The organism is Shewanella sp. S1-58-MNA-CIBAN-0166 (genome assembly GCF_040310085.1).
Lineage (GTDB): Bacteria > Pseudomonadota > Gammaproteobacteria > Enterobacterales > Shewanellaceae > Shewanella.
Genome location: NZ_JBEOPN010000017.1, coordinates 35416 through 51124 on the forward strand (window position 1 = coordinate 35416; position 15709 = coordinate 51124).

At 41.4% G+C, this 15709-nt stretch carries 14 protein-coding genes; 8 read left to right on the forward strand and 6 right to left on the reverse strand.

The features are described from left to right. Nucleotides 1–88: 88 nt before the first annotated feature. From gyrB to dnaA, 4 genes are all read right to left on the reverse strand, one after another. Nucleotides 89–2506 (reverse strand): DNA topoisomerase (ATP-hydrolyzing) subunit B, encoded by a 2418-nt coding sequence (gene gyrB / locus AAEY99_RS11815; RefSeq protein WP_351010600.1) that lies wholly within the window; start codon nt 2504–2506, stop codon nt 89–91. A 15-nt stretch (nt 2507–2521) separates the two neighbouring features. Further along, complete coding sequence (gene recF, locus AAEY99_RS11820; protein WP_162021954.1) at nt 2522–3604, reverse strand: DNA replication/repair protein RecF; 1083 nt, start codon at nt 3602–3604, stop codon at nt 2522–2524. Nucleotides 3605–3692: 88 nt separating this feature from the next. Beyond that, nucleotides 3693–4793, reverse strand: coding sequence for a DNA polymerase III subunit beta (dnaN, locus tag AAEY99_RS11825; protein ID WP_101087363.1), 1101 nt, complete (start codon nt 4791–4793; stop codon nt 3693–3695). 19 nt (nt 4794–4812) lie between these two features. Next, entirely contained in the window at nt 4813–6198 is a 1386-nt protein-coding gene (gene dnaA, locus AAEY99_RS11830) for a chromosomal replication initiator protein DnaA (protein WP_011635493.1), read from the reverse strand. Between the two features lie 445 nt (nt 6199–6643). Here dnaA and rpmH point away from each other — a divergent pair, with 445 nt between their 5' ends. From rpmH to AAEY99_RS11860, 6 genes are all read left to right on the forward strand, one after another. Then, nucleotides 6644–6781, forward strand: coding sequence for a 50S ribosomal protein L34 (gene rpmH / locus AAEY99_RS11835; RefSeq protein WP_006083827.1), 138 nt, complete (start codon nt 6644–6646; stop codon nt 6779–6781). Nucleotides 6782–6793: 12 nt separating this feature from the next. Next, complete coding sequence (gene rnpA, locus AAEY99_RS11840; protein WP_011639470.1) at nt 6794–7150, forward strand: ribonuclease P protein component; 357 nt, start codon at nt 6794–6796, stop codon at nt 7148–7150. Then, nucleotides 7117–7371 (forward strand): membrane protein insertion efficiency factor YidD, encoded by a 255-nt coding sequence (gene yidD / locus AAEY99_RS11845; protein ID WP_011639469.1) that lies wholly within the window; start codon nt 7117–7119, stop codon nt 7369–7371. Before rnpA ends, yidD begins: the two co-directional genes overlap by 34 nt. 3 nt (nt 7372–7374) lie before the next feature. Continuing rightward, the gene (gene yidC, locus AAEY99_RS11850) at nt 7375–9003 is read left to right on the forward strand and encodes a membrane protein insertase YidC (protein WP_101087362.1); all 1629 of its coding nucleotides are present in this window, start codon (nt 7375–7377) and stop codon (nt 9001–9003) included. 81 nt (nt 9004–9084) lie between these two features. Further along, a complete protein-coding gene (gene mnmE / locus AAEY99_RS11855) occupies nt 9085–10446 on the forward strand; it encodes a tRNA uridine-5-carboxymethylaminomethyl(34) synthesis GTPase MnmE (protein WP_351010602.1) in 1362 nt (453 codons plus the stop codon). A 25-nt stretch (nt 10447–10471) separates the two neighbouring features. After that, nucleotides 10472–11086, forward strand: coding sequence for a 3'-5' exonuclease (locus tag AAEY99_RS11860; protein WP_101087360.1), 615 nt, complete (start codon nt 10472–10474; stop codon nt 11084–11086). Here AAEY99_RS11860 and AAEY99_RS11865 read toward each other — a convergent pair whose 3' ends face one another. Next, the gene (locus AAEY99_RS11865) at nt 11087–11953 is read right to left on the reverse strand and encodes a LysR substrate-binding domain-containing protein (protein WP_351010604.1); all 867 of its coding nucleotides are present in this window, start codon (nt 11951–11953) and stop codon (nt 11087–11089) included. Nucleotides 11954–12094: 141 nt separating this feature from the next. Between AAEY99_RS11865 and AAEY99_RS11870 the strand changes: the two genes are divergently transcribed. Both AAEY99_RS11870 and fghA read left to right on the forward strand, forming a co-directional pair. Continuing rightward, complete coding sequence (locus AAEY99_RS11870; RefSeq protein WP_011639464.1) at nt 12095–13225, forward strand: S-(hydroxymethyl)glutathione dehydrogenase/class III alcohol dehydrogenase; 1131 nt, start codon at nt 12095–12097, stop codon at nt 13223–13225. A 73-nt stretch (nt 13226–13298) separates the two neighbouring features. Next, on the forward strand, nt 13299–14147 hold the full coding sequence (gene fghA, locus AAEY99_RS11875) for an S-formylglutathione hydrolase (protein ID WP_162024242.1): 849 nt from the start codon (nt 13299–13301) through the stop codon (nt 14145–14147). Nucleotides 14148–14229: 82 nt separating this feature from the next. On the opposite strand, the gene AAEY99_RS11880 is transcribed toward fghA, so the two are convergent. Further along, nucleotides 14230–15597, reverse strand: coding sequence for an alanine/glycine:cation symporter family protein (locus AAEY99_RS11880; protein ID WP_101087357.1), 1368 nt, complete (start codon nt 15595–15597; stop codon nt 14230–14232). Nucleotides 15598–15709: the final 112 nt, after the last annotated feature.

Sequence of the window (15709 nt, forward strand, 5' to 3'; positions counted from 1 at the left end):
TATTAAATGTTAAGTAAATACTATTATAACCATAGCACTAAAAACAAAAATGGGTGCCAAAGGCACCCATTTATACACTAAAATTTTGTTATACGTCTAAGTTGGCCACATTAAGCGCGTTAGTTTCGATAAACTCACGACGCGGCTCAACTTGGTCACCCATCAAACATGTAAATAGCTGATCAGCAGCAACTGCATCTTCAATAGTAACGCGTAACATACGACGAGATTCTGGATCCATTGTAGTTTCCCACAATTGTTCAGGGTTCATTTCACCCAATCCTTTATAACGTTGAATATATAGGCCGCGTTTAGCTTCACTAATAGTCCAATCTAATGCTTCTAAGAAGCTTTCAACTTCTTTAACACGTTCGCCACGTTGTACATAACCACCTTCTTCAATCATACCCTCTAATGCAGCACCTAGCTTAGCGATACGCTGATAATCAGATGATGTAAAGAAGTCATAACCAAATAGATAGTTAGTATCAATACCGTGCTTGCGGATTGTCACGCTAGGAGTGTAAACCTTGCGCTCAGGGTCAAGCATTACATTAGCTGTAAAAATAATACCGCTACTTTCACGTTCAACTAGATCTGCAATGAAGCCATTACACCATACAGTCATTTGCGCTTCGTCACTTAACACTGCTGTAGTCACTTCTGGGTGATACAACATACGGTCAAGTAGGTTAGTTGGGTAGCGTTTTTCTAAGCGCTTAATAATGCGCTCAACTTCACGATACTGCGCCACTAAACGCTCTAATGGCTCACCAGACATACCAAAAGCACCTGGGCTTGGATAAATATTGGTGCCATCGAGTGCTTGAGTGGTTAAATACTCAGTTAATGCTGGCTCATCTTTCAAATACTGTTCTTGCTTACCTTTTTTCACTTTGAAAAGTGGTGGTTGAGCAATATAAATATAGCCACGTTGGATCAATTCAGGCATTTGACGGAAGAAGAAGGTCAACAGCAAAGTACGAATGTGTGAGCCGTCGACGTCAGCATCGGTCATGATGATGATGTTGTGATAACGAGTCTTATCTGGGTTGTATTCATCGCGGCCAATACCACAACCTAATGCAGTAATCAGCGTTGCCACTTCTTGTGAAGATAACATCTTGTCAAAACGCGCTTTTTCTACGTTTAAGATCTTACCTTTTAGTGGAAGAATAGCTTGGTTTTTACGATTACGTCCCTGCTTGGCTGATCCGCCAGCAGAGTCCCCTTCCACTATGTATATTTCAGAAAGACCAGGATCTTTCTCTTGGCAGTCAGCTAACTTACCTGGCAAACCACCTAAATCTAGTGCGCCTTTACGACGAGTCATTTCACGGGCTTTACGCGCCGCTTCACGAGCACGTGCTGCATCAACAATTTTACCCACAATTAATTTAGCATCTGCTGGGTTTTCTAATAGATAATCGTTTAACTGCTCACCCATTGTTTGTTCAACAGCGCTTTTCACTTCACTAGACACAAGTTTGTCTTTAGTTTGCGAGCTAAACTTTGGATCAGGTACTTTTACTGAAATAACCGCAGTTAAGCCTTCGCGCGCGTCGTCACCTGTCGCGTTAGTTTTGCCTTTTTTGTTAAAACCTTCACGTTCCATGTAGTTGTTCAAGTTACGTGTTAAAGCACCACGGAAACCGGCTAAGTGAGTACCACCATCACGCTGAGGAATATTATTAGTAAAACAGAAAATATTCTCTTGATAACCATCGTTCCACTGCATCGCAACTTCAACGGTGATACCATCTTCGCGCTCATGAGAAAAATGGAAAACATCTTTGTTAATCGGCGTTTTATTACGGTTTAAGTAATCAACAAAAGCACTAATACCGCCTTCATACTTAAAGAACTCATCTTTACCGTCGCGCTCGTCAACTAAACGAATGCCGACACCTGAGTTTAAGAATGATAGTTCACGTACGCGTTTGGCTAAAATTTCAAAATGAAATTCAACATTAGTAAACGTGTCACCACTTGGCCAAAAGCGGAGTTCGGTACCGGTTTTAACCGCATCACCAATTTCTTTGATAGGCGCATCGGGTACACCATGAGTATAGAACTGCTCATAGACTTTACCTGCTCTACGAATGGTTAACTGTAGTTTTTTCGATAACGCATTAACGACCGAAACACCCACACCGTGCAGACCACCAGAGACTTTATAAGAGTTATCATCAAACTTACCGCCAGCATGAAGTACGGTCATAATAACTTCAGCGGCAGAGATACCCTCTTCTTCATGTATCGAAACAGGAATACCACGACCATCGTCTTTTACTGAGACTGAACCATCTGAATGAATGCTAATGGTGATATCACTACAATGGCCTGCTAAAGCTTCATCGATAGAGTTATCGACCACTTCGAATACCATGTGATGAAGACCTGTGCCATCATCAGTATCACCAATGTACATACCAGGTCTCTTACGGACTGCATCAAGGCCTTTTAATACCTTGATACTCGAAGAATCGTAACTATTCTCTGACATATTTATCTCTCGTTGTTATTCAATAACCGTTACCAACCCTTGTTCCACATGAAACATCCTGTTTGGAGGGCTAGATAACGAATCGACTATTGCTTGCGGTTCGATCGCAGTGACAAAAATTTGTGCACCGGTTTCGGTTAACTGCTGTAGCAATAGCTGCCTATGCTGTGCATCCAACTCCGACGGTAAATCGTCGACTAGATAAATACTATTTTTATCTAGTTGTTGTTTGAGCAACTTTCCCTGTGCAATACGCAGTGCACAGACTAATAATTTTAATTGTCCACGGGACAACGCATCCTGCGCCGGTAAATTACCCACGCGCAAACGTAAATCTGCTTTGTGGGGGCCGCTGCCCGTATTTCCAGCGGCTAAATCTCTTGAGTATTGGTTTTCAAGTAATTGGGCAAAATCCGTTTTACTGTCCCATCCTCGAGTAAAAGAAACCTTAATATCAATCTGAGGTAAAAACACTCCGATTATACCCTTTAGTAGCACATTTAACGAGTCTACATATTGATTTCGTATATCGGTAACCTGTTCAGCATACCGCACCAACTCCTTATCCCAAAACTGTATTTGGTTATAGGGAGAGTGATTTCTAAGCAATTGGTTTCGTTGCTTTAATACCTTTCTAGTGTTCACCCAAGCTTGATAAAAATGTGGGTCAGAATGAAATGCACCCCAATCAATAAATTGACGGCGGGCTTTAGGTCCCTCGAACAACAAAGAAAAACTTTCGGGAGTAATAACTTGAATGGGTAACGTTTCGGCCAGGGTTGATAAACGCTTTACTTTCTCGCCATCAATTTTTACTTCGATCTCACCGCTTCGATGACGACGTAAGCCAATTTTACAATCTCTGTCAGCATCAATTAAATGCGCAAACAAAGTCAGTTTATCGTCATCATGGTTGATCACACGTTGGGATAAATGGCTTCTAAACGAACGGCCCATACCCAAAAAATAAATAGCTTCGAGAATACTGGTTTTGCCACTGCCATTTTGACCGTAAATCAAATTTAAGCCATCACCCGGTTGTAATGATGCTGAGGTAATATTACGAAATGAACCTATGGTAATACGCGATAAACTCATGAAGACCTATTGTGATAACCCAATAAAACGGTAGAAATAAAGAAGGTGCTTTGCAGCACCTTTCATATAGCAATAACACAATAACGCATTACAGACGCATTGGCATCACGACATACATAGAATCTTCTTCTTTGTGGTTCTCAATCAAGGCACTTGAATTGCCATCAATTAAAGTAATTCGTACTTCATCACTGGCTAAGTTATTTAACACATCAAGTAGATAACTGACGTTAAAACCAATTTCTAGCTTATCAGAGTCATATTCAACATCAATGATCTCTTCAGCTTCTTCTTGTTCAGGATTATTGGCAGTTATTTTCAATAAGCCAGATTCAAGCTGAATACGTACTCCACGGAATTTCTCATTCGAAAGAATAGACGCACGAGTTAACGCTTGTTTTAATTGGTTACGACTGGCGATAACCACCTTATTGCCACCCTTAGGTAACACTCGGCGGTAATCAGGGAAACGGCCATCGACAAGCTTACTGGTAAATACCGCGGAACTGGTAATCGCTCTAATGGCATTATCACCAATGGCAATGGTAATGTCCTGGTCGTCACTGTCGAGCAAGCGCGCCATTTCAACCACCCCTTTACGAGGCACAATCACTTGTTTTTCGGGTAATGAAACATCAAGCGTACGATGACTTAAGGCTAAACGGTGTCCGTCGGTGGCAATAGCACGTAATACATTACCTTCAGTTTCAAATAACAAACCATTGAGGTAGTAACGTACATCTTGGTTAGCCATTGAAAACTGAGTTGAATCAATAATCGACTTCAACACGCCTTGCTTTAAGCTAAATTCGATATCCGCTTGGAATTCTTCAACGTTGGGATAATCTTCGGCGGGTAATGTTGCCAATGAAAAACGGCTGCGACCTGAACGCAATAACCATTTATTATCTTGTTGCTCGACCTTTAATTCGCTCTGCTCTGGTAATGACTTAACAATATCCAGTAACTTTTTAGCCGGAACCGTCGTACGACCGATATCAATGTCACCATGAATAGCCGCTTGGCCCACCAATTCAACCTCTAAATCAGTGCCTGTTAGCTTAAGTGATGACTCACTAACTTCAACTAATAAGTTGGCTAAAATAGGTAAGTTGTGTCTGCGTTCTACCGCGCCGCACACTAGCTGCAACGGCTTTAATAGGGCATCCCTATCAATTGAAAATTTCATCGTGTCAACATTCCCTGAATTAAGAAGACAAAGTTCTAATCAAGTTAGCATAATCTTCTTTAATATCATGACTTTCTTCGCGCAATTGGGCGATTTTACGACAAGCATGTAATACTGTCGTATGGTCACGACCACCAAAAGCATCACCAATTTCCGGTAAACTTTGGTTAGTAAGTTCTTTAGATAGCGCCATCGCCACTTGTCTAGGCCTTGCCACACTGCGAGAACGGCGTTTAGACAGCATATCTGCCATTTTTATTTTGTAGTATTCAGCAACAGTCTTCTGAATATTATCTATAGTGACTAATTTTTCTTGTAGTGCCAAGAGATCTCTTAATGCTTCACGCACAAAGTCGATAGTGATTGGGCGGCCAGTAAAGTTAGCATTAGCAATCACGCGGTTTAGTGCTCCTTCTAATTCACGTACGTTTGAACGTAAACGCTTGGCAATAAAGAATGCCACTTCATCAGGTAGGTTTATTCCGCTCTCTTGTGCTTTACGCATTAAAATCGCTACGCGGGTTTCTAATTCAGGTGGCTCAATAGCAACCGTTAAGCCCCAACCAAAGCGAGATTTTAAGCGATCCTCTACCCCGTCGATCTCTTTCGGATAACGGTCTGAGGTTAAAATAATTTGATGATTACCTTCTAACAATGCATTAAAGGTATGGAAAAACTCTTCTTGTGAACGATCTTTATTGGCAAAAAATTGAATATCATCAATAAAGAGCGCATCAACACTACGGTAATAACGCTTAAATTCTTCGATCGCGTTATTTTGCAGCGCTTTAACCATGTCCTGAACAAAACGCTCAGAATGCATATACACCACTTTGGCATTGGGATTATTTTTAATAATGCCATTACCTACAGCGTGTAAAAGGTGAGTTTTACCTAAACCAGTGCCGCCATATAAAAATAACGGATTATAAGCACCACCAGGATTTTCAGAAACTTGCAATGCAGCAGCTTTACCTAACTGGTTTGATTTACCTTCAACGAAGTTATCAAATTGGTAAGTAGGATTAATATTGCTGCGATGATTAGGGTTAATAATCGGTTCAGCCTGGGTATTAAAGGACGTGGTTCCTACCTGGGCTTTAGTTTGGCGATTAACAGGCTTAGCCGCTACAGGAGCTGGCGCAACCGGACGAGCTGAAGGACGGCTACCAATATCAAAACGTAACTTAGGTGCATTACTGCCCATTTGTTCAGTAAAAAATTGATTAATGATATTGATGTATTTATCGCGTACCCAATCCAGCACAAAACGATTTGGCGCATACAAAACCAAAGTATCACCATCCATTTCAGCCTGTAACGGACGGATCCACATACTGAACTGCTGTGCTGATAACTCGTCTTGCAGTCTGCCGATACATTGTTGCCAAAGTGAAACCGCCACTTATTTATCCCCAAATATCTTTAATCAAAGGAGGTGTATTCTATAGGGAGATCACAATGATCGCTATCCTTTAAAGAAGAATTATCCCCAGCGGGATCATTCTGTGTATATATCTGAGATCAGCGAAGATCAAAATCGATCCATTAATTGCAAGATTCAAGCAAATCCAGCTTTATTAACCGATCCACCTTGATCTATAATAGCATTTCTTTGATCTACTGAAACAACGAAAGATCCACAAGATATAGTGTCTGTACACAGACTTATCCACATCTTCTGGTGCTTAATCGATAGTAGCTTCAAATAAAGATTGGCAGAAATTTGTCATATAAGTACTTTCGTTATTGACGAGGCTACTTAAAGTGATTACAATTCGGCCTCTTTTTTGCCCTTACCTCTAATGTTGGAGATAAGGTAAATTCACTAACAAAGACGGATTGCCATCATGAGTAAACGTACTTTTCAACCTAGCAACCTGAAGCGCAAGCGTTCTCACGGCTTCCGCGCTCGTATGGCTACTGTAGGCGGCCGTAAGGTCCTTGCACGTCGCCGTGCGAAAGGTCGCGCTCGTTTATCTGCGTAAGTAGATAACTAGGTGACTAGCTATACCTTTTCGCGGGAGTTACGTTTGTTAACTCCCGCGCAATTTAAATCTGTATTCTCCAATCCAATCAAAGCATCCTCTGCTGAAATAACTCTGCTCGCAATTCCAAATTCAGAGCAACATCCTCGTTTAGGATTAACTGTGGCCAAACGTTTTGTTAAACGTGCAAACCAACGTAATCGTATTAAACGTGTGATAAGAGATAGTTTTCGTTTACATCAACACGACATCCCAGATATAGATATCGTTGTATTAGTCAGAAATGGCGTGATGGAAATGGAAAATGCAGAACTACACAAATTAATAGAAAAGCTATGGCGCAAACTCAGTCGCCGTTACAATGGCTAGCAACTACGGTTATCCGTGGTTACCAAATTCTTATCAGCCCTTTATTGGGACCGCGGTGTCGGTTCAATCCAACTTGTTCTTATTATGCTATCGAAGCAATAAAAACACATGGAACAGTGAAAGGTAGTTGGTTTGCAATGAAACGCATATTAAAATGTCACCCTTTACATCCCGGCGGTAGTGATCCCGTCCCCCCTAAAAATGACAGGTGTAATAAATAGGCTATGGAATCTCAACGCAATATATTGCTAATCGGTCTGCTGTTTGTCAGCTTTTTAATGTGGCAACAATGGCAAACAGATAAAGCACCAAAACCGGCAACAGCTCAAACTGTTACCCAAACTAACGCCGCCTCACAACACAGTGCTGACGTTCCAGAAGCAGATATCTCTGGGGAACCAATAGAATTACCTGCAAATAAAAACCTTATTAGCGTTAAAACTGATCAGCTTGATATTAAAATCAGCCCGATTGGTGGTGACATAGTTTATGCCGCATTAGTGGAACATAAACGCGAAATTGACAGTAGTGACCCATTTGTCATTTTAGAACAAAAGAACAATTTCACTTATATCGCCCAAAGCGGACTTATTGGTCGTGATGGTATTGATAGTAGTGCCAATGGTCGAGCTGCTTATAGTGTTCAAACCAATTCATATTCTTTAGCTGAGGGTAAAGACACATTAACCGTGCCATTTACTTATACAGCAGACAACGGTGTCACCTACGTAAAAACCTTTACGTTCACCCGTGGTCAATATGATGTCGGCGTAGATTACAGCATCAACAATACTTCGGCTGCACCGTTACAAGTGCAAATGTATGGTCAAATTAAGCAAACGATTAAAGAATCTGAAAGCAGCATGATGATGCCAACCTATCGTGGTGGTGCTTTCTCGGCTCAAGATACTCGTTATGAGAAATATAACTTTGACGATATGGCTGACAAAAATCTTGCTAAAGTAACACAGGGTGGTTGGGCAGCAATGCTACAACATTACTTTGTGTCAGCTTGGGTGCCGCCAGCAACAGATTCAAACACCATTTTCTCAAGTATGAGTGCTGGTGGAATGGCTAATATTGGTTTCCGTGGTGCGGTATATGATATTGCTCCTGGCGCAACTCAAGAAATTAGCTCGCAGTTTTATGTTGGCCCTAAAAACCAAAAAGAGCTTTCAGCTATTTCTGAAACCTTAAACTTGGTTGTTGATTACGGTTTCTTATGGTGGTTAGCGATTCCAATCCATTGGTTATTGATGTTCTATCAATCATTTGTGGGCAATTGGGGTGTGGCTATTATTTTGATCACTCTCACCGTCCGTGGTGGTCTATATCCGCTGACTAAAAAGCAATATACCTCTATGGCCAAAATGCGTAATCTACAGCCTAAATTGGCAGAGATGAAAGAACGCTTTGGTGATGACCGTCAAAAGATGGGTCAAGCTATGATGGAGCTGTATAAGAAAGAGAAAGTAAACCCTATGGGCGGTTGCTTACCTATTCTGTTACAAATGCCAATCTTCATTGCACTATATTGGGTACTACTAGAAAGCTATGAATTACGCCACGCGCCATTCATGCTTTGGATTAATGATTTATCGGTCCAAGATCCATACTATGTATTGCCATTGTTAATGGGCTTATCAATGTTCTTGATGCAGAAAATGCAACCGGTAGCGCCAACAATGGATCCAATGCAAGTAAAAATGATGCAGTGGATGCCAGTTATCTTTACCGTATTCTTCTTATGGTTCCCAGCAGGTCTAGTACTTTACTGGCTAGTGGGTAACTTAGTTGCAATCACACAGCAGAAAATTATTTATGCTGGCCTTGAGAAAAATGGCATAAAATAAGCCTAAGCTCAATGTTGTATAACTGATTAAAAAGGCGGCTGATTAGCCGCCTTTTCCTTTATCAATTTTATAGGTAATACCGTGACAACAGACACTATTGTGGCACAAGCCACCGCCCCTGGACGAGGTGGCGTAGGCATCATTCGTATTTCTGGTGATTTAGCCACTAATGTCGCGACAGCGATTATTGGCCACATACCCAAAACGCGTTACGCAGAATATTGTGACTTTAACAATGCTGACGGTCAGGTGATTGATCAAGGGATTGCGCTATTTTTTAAAGGACCAAATTCATTTACCGGCGAAGATGTCCTAGAACTGCAAGGCCATGGCGGTCAAATAGTACTCGACATGCTAATTAAGCGAGTGATGGAAATAGACGGTATTCGTATTGCTAGACCAGGTGAATTTAGCGAACAAGCCTTTATGAACGATAAACTCGACTTAACTCAAGCAGAAGCGATTGCTGACTTAATTGACGCCACCAGTGAACAAGCAGCAAAAAGTGCCTTGCAATCACTACAAGGTGAATTCTCAAAAGAAGTTCATGAGCTTGTCGACCAAGTCACCAACCTGCGTTTATATGTAGAAGCAGCGATTGATTTCCCCGATGAGGAAGTCGACTTTCTATCCGATGGTAAAATAGCCAACGCCTTATATAAAATCATCGATAAGCTAGACACAGTGCAAGCCAGCGCCAAACAAGGTTCAATCATCCGTGAAGGAATGAAAGTTGTGATTGCCGGCCGTCCTAATGCTGGTAAATCAAGCTTACTCAATGCATTAGCCGGTAAAGAATCGGCAATTGTGACTGAAATAGCAGGCACAACTCGTGACGTATTGCGAGAACATATCCACTTAGACGGTATGCCACTGCACATTATCGATACGGCTGGGTTACGAGACACACTCGATACGGTTGAACAAATAGGTATCGAACGCGCATGGGCAGAAATAGCCAGTGCCGATAGAGTCTTGTTTATGGTCGATGGCACCACAACTGACGCCATAGATCCGCACGAAATTTGGCCTGACTTTATCGACCGTCTACCAGTAAAGCTGGGAGTGACAGTGATACGTAATAAAGCTGACCTAACCGGTGAAACCTTAAATAACACCGAAGAGCAAGGTTACAGCGTTTATAGGATATCAGCTAAAACAGGTTTAGGGGTTGATGAGTTAAAGCAACACCTCAAATCATTAATGGGTTACCAAAGTAACTTAGAAGGTGGTTTTATTGCCCGCCGCCGCCATTTAGAAGCACTCGATCTTGCTGCAAATCACTTACAACTGGGTAAAGAACAACTTGAAGTGTATTTAGCTGGAGAGTTACTGGCAGAAGAACTGCGCATGACACAAATGGCCTTATCTGAGATCACCGGTAAATTCACCTCAGATGATCTATTGGGCAAGATTTTTGGCTCATTCTGTATTGGTAAATAGTGTATTGGTAAATAGGTGTAAATTGATGAAACTCGCCAATCACGTCGTAATACTCGACTTTGAAACCACAGGATTATCACCAGATAACGGTGACCGAGCCATAGAAATTGGTGCGGTTAAGTTAGTTAATGGTCAAATAGTCGATACTTTTCAGGAATTGATTAATCCTGGTCGGCGAGTCAATAGTTTTATTGAGCAATACACTGGTATTAGTAACGATATGCTCAAACATGCCCCAGCGTCCAAACAAGTCATGGGGCAGTTTGCTAAGTTTATTGATGGTTTTAATTTGGTGGCACACAATGCCAGCTTTGATAAAAAGTTTCTCGATGCCGAGTTTAGCCATAGCAAACTGTATTACACTGGTCAGTTTGCTTGCTCGTTATTATTATCAAGGCGGATAAGCCAAGATGCCCCCAACCATAAGCTTGGCACGCTTGTAGATCATCACCAGTTACCTAACGATGGTGTGTTTCACCGCGCTTTAGCCGATGCCACCATGACCAGCCATTTATGGTTACATCAAATAGATCTATTACAACTACAGCTGCCCAAGCAAGCTATTACCATTGATATGATCAATAAAATATCCAGCCTACCAAAAGCTCAAATTGCGCGTTATTTGCGAACGATGAGCTAGTTACAACTCTTGCGATAACTTATCGACCAGCAATCTCACTTTGGGTGATAAATGGCGATTATGCGGATACAAAGCCCAAATACCTTCTTTAGGTTGTTGAAAAGGTGCCAGCAATACCACTAACTGTCCCTCTGCTATAGCATCATTGACGTAATATCCCGGTAACTGCACAATCCCCAAACCACAAATAGCCGCATTTAATAAACTCAAACCACTACTACAGGCTAAAGATCCATGCACTTTTACCGTCTTGGGTTTACCTTGCTCAACAAAATGCCAATGAGACTGACTGCCGATTAAACAATTATGCTGACTTAACTCCGATAACGCATAAGGCGTACCGAATTTAGCGATATAACTCGGGGCTGCGCAAACATATTGGCTGCGACTCGTAAGTCGTTTTGCCATCATGGTTGAATTAGTTAACCGCCCTAACCTAATCGCCAAGTCATAACCACCATCCACTAAGTCAAGTTGCTGATTAGTCAGCTCACAAATCACTTCAATGTCAGGATATTGCTGCATAAAATCAATCACTATCGGCATGATAAACTTTTCACCGTAAGTCACTGGTGCAGTAATTCTAATAAGTCCTTGTGGCTTATCTTTTAAACTTGAAATAGCGCGTTCTGCTTCATCAAGACTGTTTAATACTTGGCGACAATGCTGATAATAGACCGTACCTTCTTCGGTTAACGATACTTTACGAGTGGTGCGATAAAATAATTTGGTGTTTAAACGGTTTTCAAGCTGACTAATTTGTCGACTCACTTGCGCGGTAGAAATACTCAAACGCTTGCCAGCCACAGTAAAGCTGTCCGTTTCGGCCACCGCCACAAATTCAAAAATGCCTTCCCACTTCATCATTATTACATTCTCGTAAAAGTCATTTGCAAAATAAGCTAATTATCATTCTATGATAAACAAATACAATGACTAAATACACTACACTGTAGTAATACCTCTTAACCATGTTGACCATGGTCGTTAATGTTAAGGAAATCATTTATGTCAGCACAATTTATTAAATCAAAAGCCGCTATTGCTTGGGGACCTGGCCAGCCACTATCGGTAGAAGAAGTCGACGTCATGTACCCAAAAGCAGGTGAAGTCATGGTACGTATTGTGGCATCTGGTGTTTGTCATACTGATGCTTTCACGCTTTCAGGTGATGATCCTGAAGGGGTATTCCCAGCGATTCTTGGTCATGAAGGTGGCGGTATTGTTCACATGGTAGGTGAAGGCGTTACTAGCGTACAAGTCGGCGATCATGTTATTCCGTTATACACAGCAGAATGTGGAGTATGTAAATTCTGTACTTCTGGTAAAACTAATCTTTGTAGTGCAGTACGTGAAACTCAAGGAAAAGGATTAATGCCAGACGGCACCACGCGTTTCTTTAAAGATGGTGAGCCAATTTTTCACTACATGGGCTGTTCAACATTTTCTGAGTACACCGTATTACCCGAAATATCATTAGCCAAAGTCAGTAAAGATGCGCCTTTAGAAGAAGTCTGTTTATTAGGTTGTGGTGTGACTACCGGTATGGGCGCTGTCTTGAAAACAGCTAAAGTTCAAAAAGGTGATACTGTCGCTATTTTTGGTTTAGGCGGTATTGGTCTATCGGCAATTATTGGTGCCACCATGGCTGGCGCCAGCCGAATTATTGGTATTGACCTTAACGAATCTAAATTCGAACTTGCCAAAAAATTAGGGGCAACAGACTGCATTAACCCTAAAAACTTTGATAAGCCGATTCAAGAAGTGATTGTAGAAATGACCGACGGTGGTGTCGATTTCTCATTTGAATGTATTGGTAACGTCAATGTAATGCGCAGTGCATTAGAATGCTGTCATAAAGGTTGGGGCGAGTCCGTCATTATTGGTGTAGCCGGTGCAGGCCAAGAAATATCAACCCGTCCATTCCAATTAGTTACTGGTCGCGTATGGCGTGGCAGTGCATTTGGTGGCGTTAAAGGACGCAGTGAATTACCGGGTATTGTTGAGCAATACCTAGCTGGCGAATTTAAACTTGACCACTTTATAACTCACACCATGGGTATTGAAGGCATTAATGATGCATTTGATTTAATGCACAAAGGTGAAAGTATTCGCAGCGTGATCCACTTTGCCAAGTAACACTTAATTTATCATGACAGATGCAGTTAAGTGTAAAACGACTTAACTGCGTTCTGACAAATAAGGACACATCATGACCATTGAAAGTATCAGCAGTACCAAAGCATTTGGTGGTTGGCATAAACAATACAGTCATCAATCAAGTACGCTTAATTGCACCATGCGGTTTGCTATTTACTTACCGCCACAAGCCGAAAGCCAAAAAGTGCCGGTTTTATATTGGTTGTCAGGGCTCACCTGTACTGATGAAAACTTTATGCAAAAAGCAGGTGCACAACGCATAGCAGCAGAGTTAGGCATGGCTATTGTCGCACCCGATACCAGCCCTCGAGGTGAAGGTGTTGCAGATGATACCGACGGCGCTTATGACTTTGGTTTAGGTGCAGGCTTTTATCTAAATGCCACCAAACCACCCTTTAGTCAGCATTACCAAATGTATGATTACGTGGTAAACGAATTGCCAGCACTGATTGAAGCCCATTTCCCAGTAACAGAGCAACGCAGTATTAGCGGCCACTCAATGGGTGGACATGGCGCGTTAACCATAGGATTAAAAAATCCGCACAGATATAACAGCCTGTCAGCATTTAGTCCGATTTGTCACCCAATGGACTGCCCATGGGGCATCAAAGCATTCCGTGGTTATTTAGGTGATGATCAGCAGCAATGGCAACAATACGATAGCTGCGAGTTAATGGCCAATAGCCAACAATTTGTGCCCACGCTGGTGGATCAAGGCAGTAATGACAACTTTTTAGACGAGCAGTTAAAACCACAAGCCTTAGTTCAAGTAGCTAAAGACAAAGGTTATCCGCTTGAACTAAGAATGCAGCCAGGTTATGACCACAGCTATTATTTTATCGCAACGTTTATTGAAGACCATCTGCGTTTTCATGCTAAACACTTAGCACTTAGCACTTAAATAAAATACAATATTTGATAGTTGTAATGAATCAATAAAAATGAAAACGAGCCATTTTGGCTCGTTTTTTTATACATTACAGTTAACGATTAGCATCTAACCGAGAGAAATAATCTTTTGCTGCAGCCCTAACTTTAGGAGCTAACAATAAAGCAGACGTCATCGTCGGTATCGCCATCAATGCATAAGCAGCATCAATAATATTCACAATTTCTTGCAAGCTGGCTGTCGCAGCAAACAAAATAGCTAATAAATAAAAGTACTGATAAAAACGAATACGTTTACGACCAAATAAAAAGGCAAAACATTGGCCACCATAAAATGCTTGAGTAAAAATGGTGCTAATACTAAAAAACACCACACATAAAATAAGCAAATATGGTCCAATACCTGGCATCGTAATTTCAAATGCCTGCGCCGATAAATTTACCCCTTCAGCATCAGTACCTTGCCACACACCCGAGATTAAAATAATCATCGCTGTTGCAGTGCAGACTAATAATGTATCAATAGCAGGGCCTAACATGGCCACTAAACCTTCTTTTACTGGTTCATTAGTTTTGGCACTGCCATGAGCCATAACCTCTGTACCAATTCCAGCCTCATTCGAAAATGCAGCTCGGCGAATACCAATTAACATTGTCCCTAAAATTCCGCCGCCAACCGAATTTAACGAAAATGCTTCACTGAAAATAAGACTAAAATAGCCAGGTACTTGCTCAATATTTGACACAATCACATAAGCGGCACAACTCATGTAAATTAAGATCATCATCGGCACAACTTTAGATGCTACGGTCGCAATACGCTTAATTCCACCAAGAATAACGCTTGCCACTATCACCATAACAACGATCCCTAAACTCAAATCAAGCCAAAAAGTCGATTGATCCGCCGGAAAATGACCCGGTTTAACAAATAACCACTCGCGAATTATCTGTACTAATTGATTTGAGTTAAACAGCGGGAAATTACCAATTAAGCCAACAACACAGAAAAATACCGCTAAAAAATGCCATTTTTTAGTTAACCCTTGAGTAATAATGTACATAGGGCCACCCTGTACATCACCATTTTCATCTTTACCACGATACATAATAGCCAAAGTACAAGTAAAAAACTTGGTCGCCATACCAACAATAGCGCTGATCCACATCCAGAAAATAGCTCCCGGACCACCGACCATAATAGCCACAGCAACACTACCAATATTTCCCATTCCCACGGTACCGGCCATAGCACTGGATAACGCCCCAGCATGGCTGATATGCCCTTCGGCGCCATCATCAGGATATTTACCTCTCACGACATTAATAGCGTGACCTATGTACCTAAAAGGCACAAAACGAGAATAAATAAGGAAGAATAAGCCACCGCCAACGAGTAAAATAAGCATGTGAGGACCCCATGCAAGGTCAGCTAGCTGTTTAGTAATATCAGCAAGATTCATTAAAACCTGTTGTTTTATTGTTAAATAGTAATTAAGAAAATACTGATATTACTCGCACAGCGCAATGAAAAATAAGCGTAAAATAGATGAATAAATTTAATAATTCGGAGTC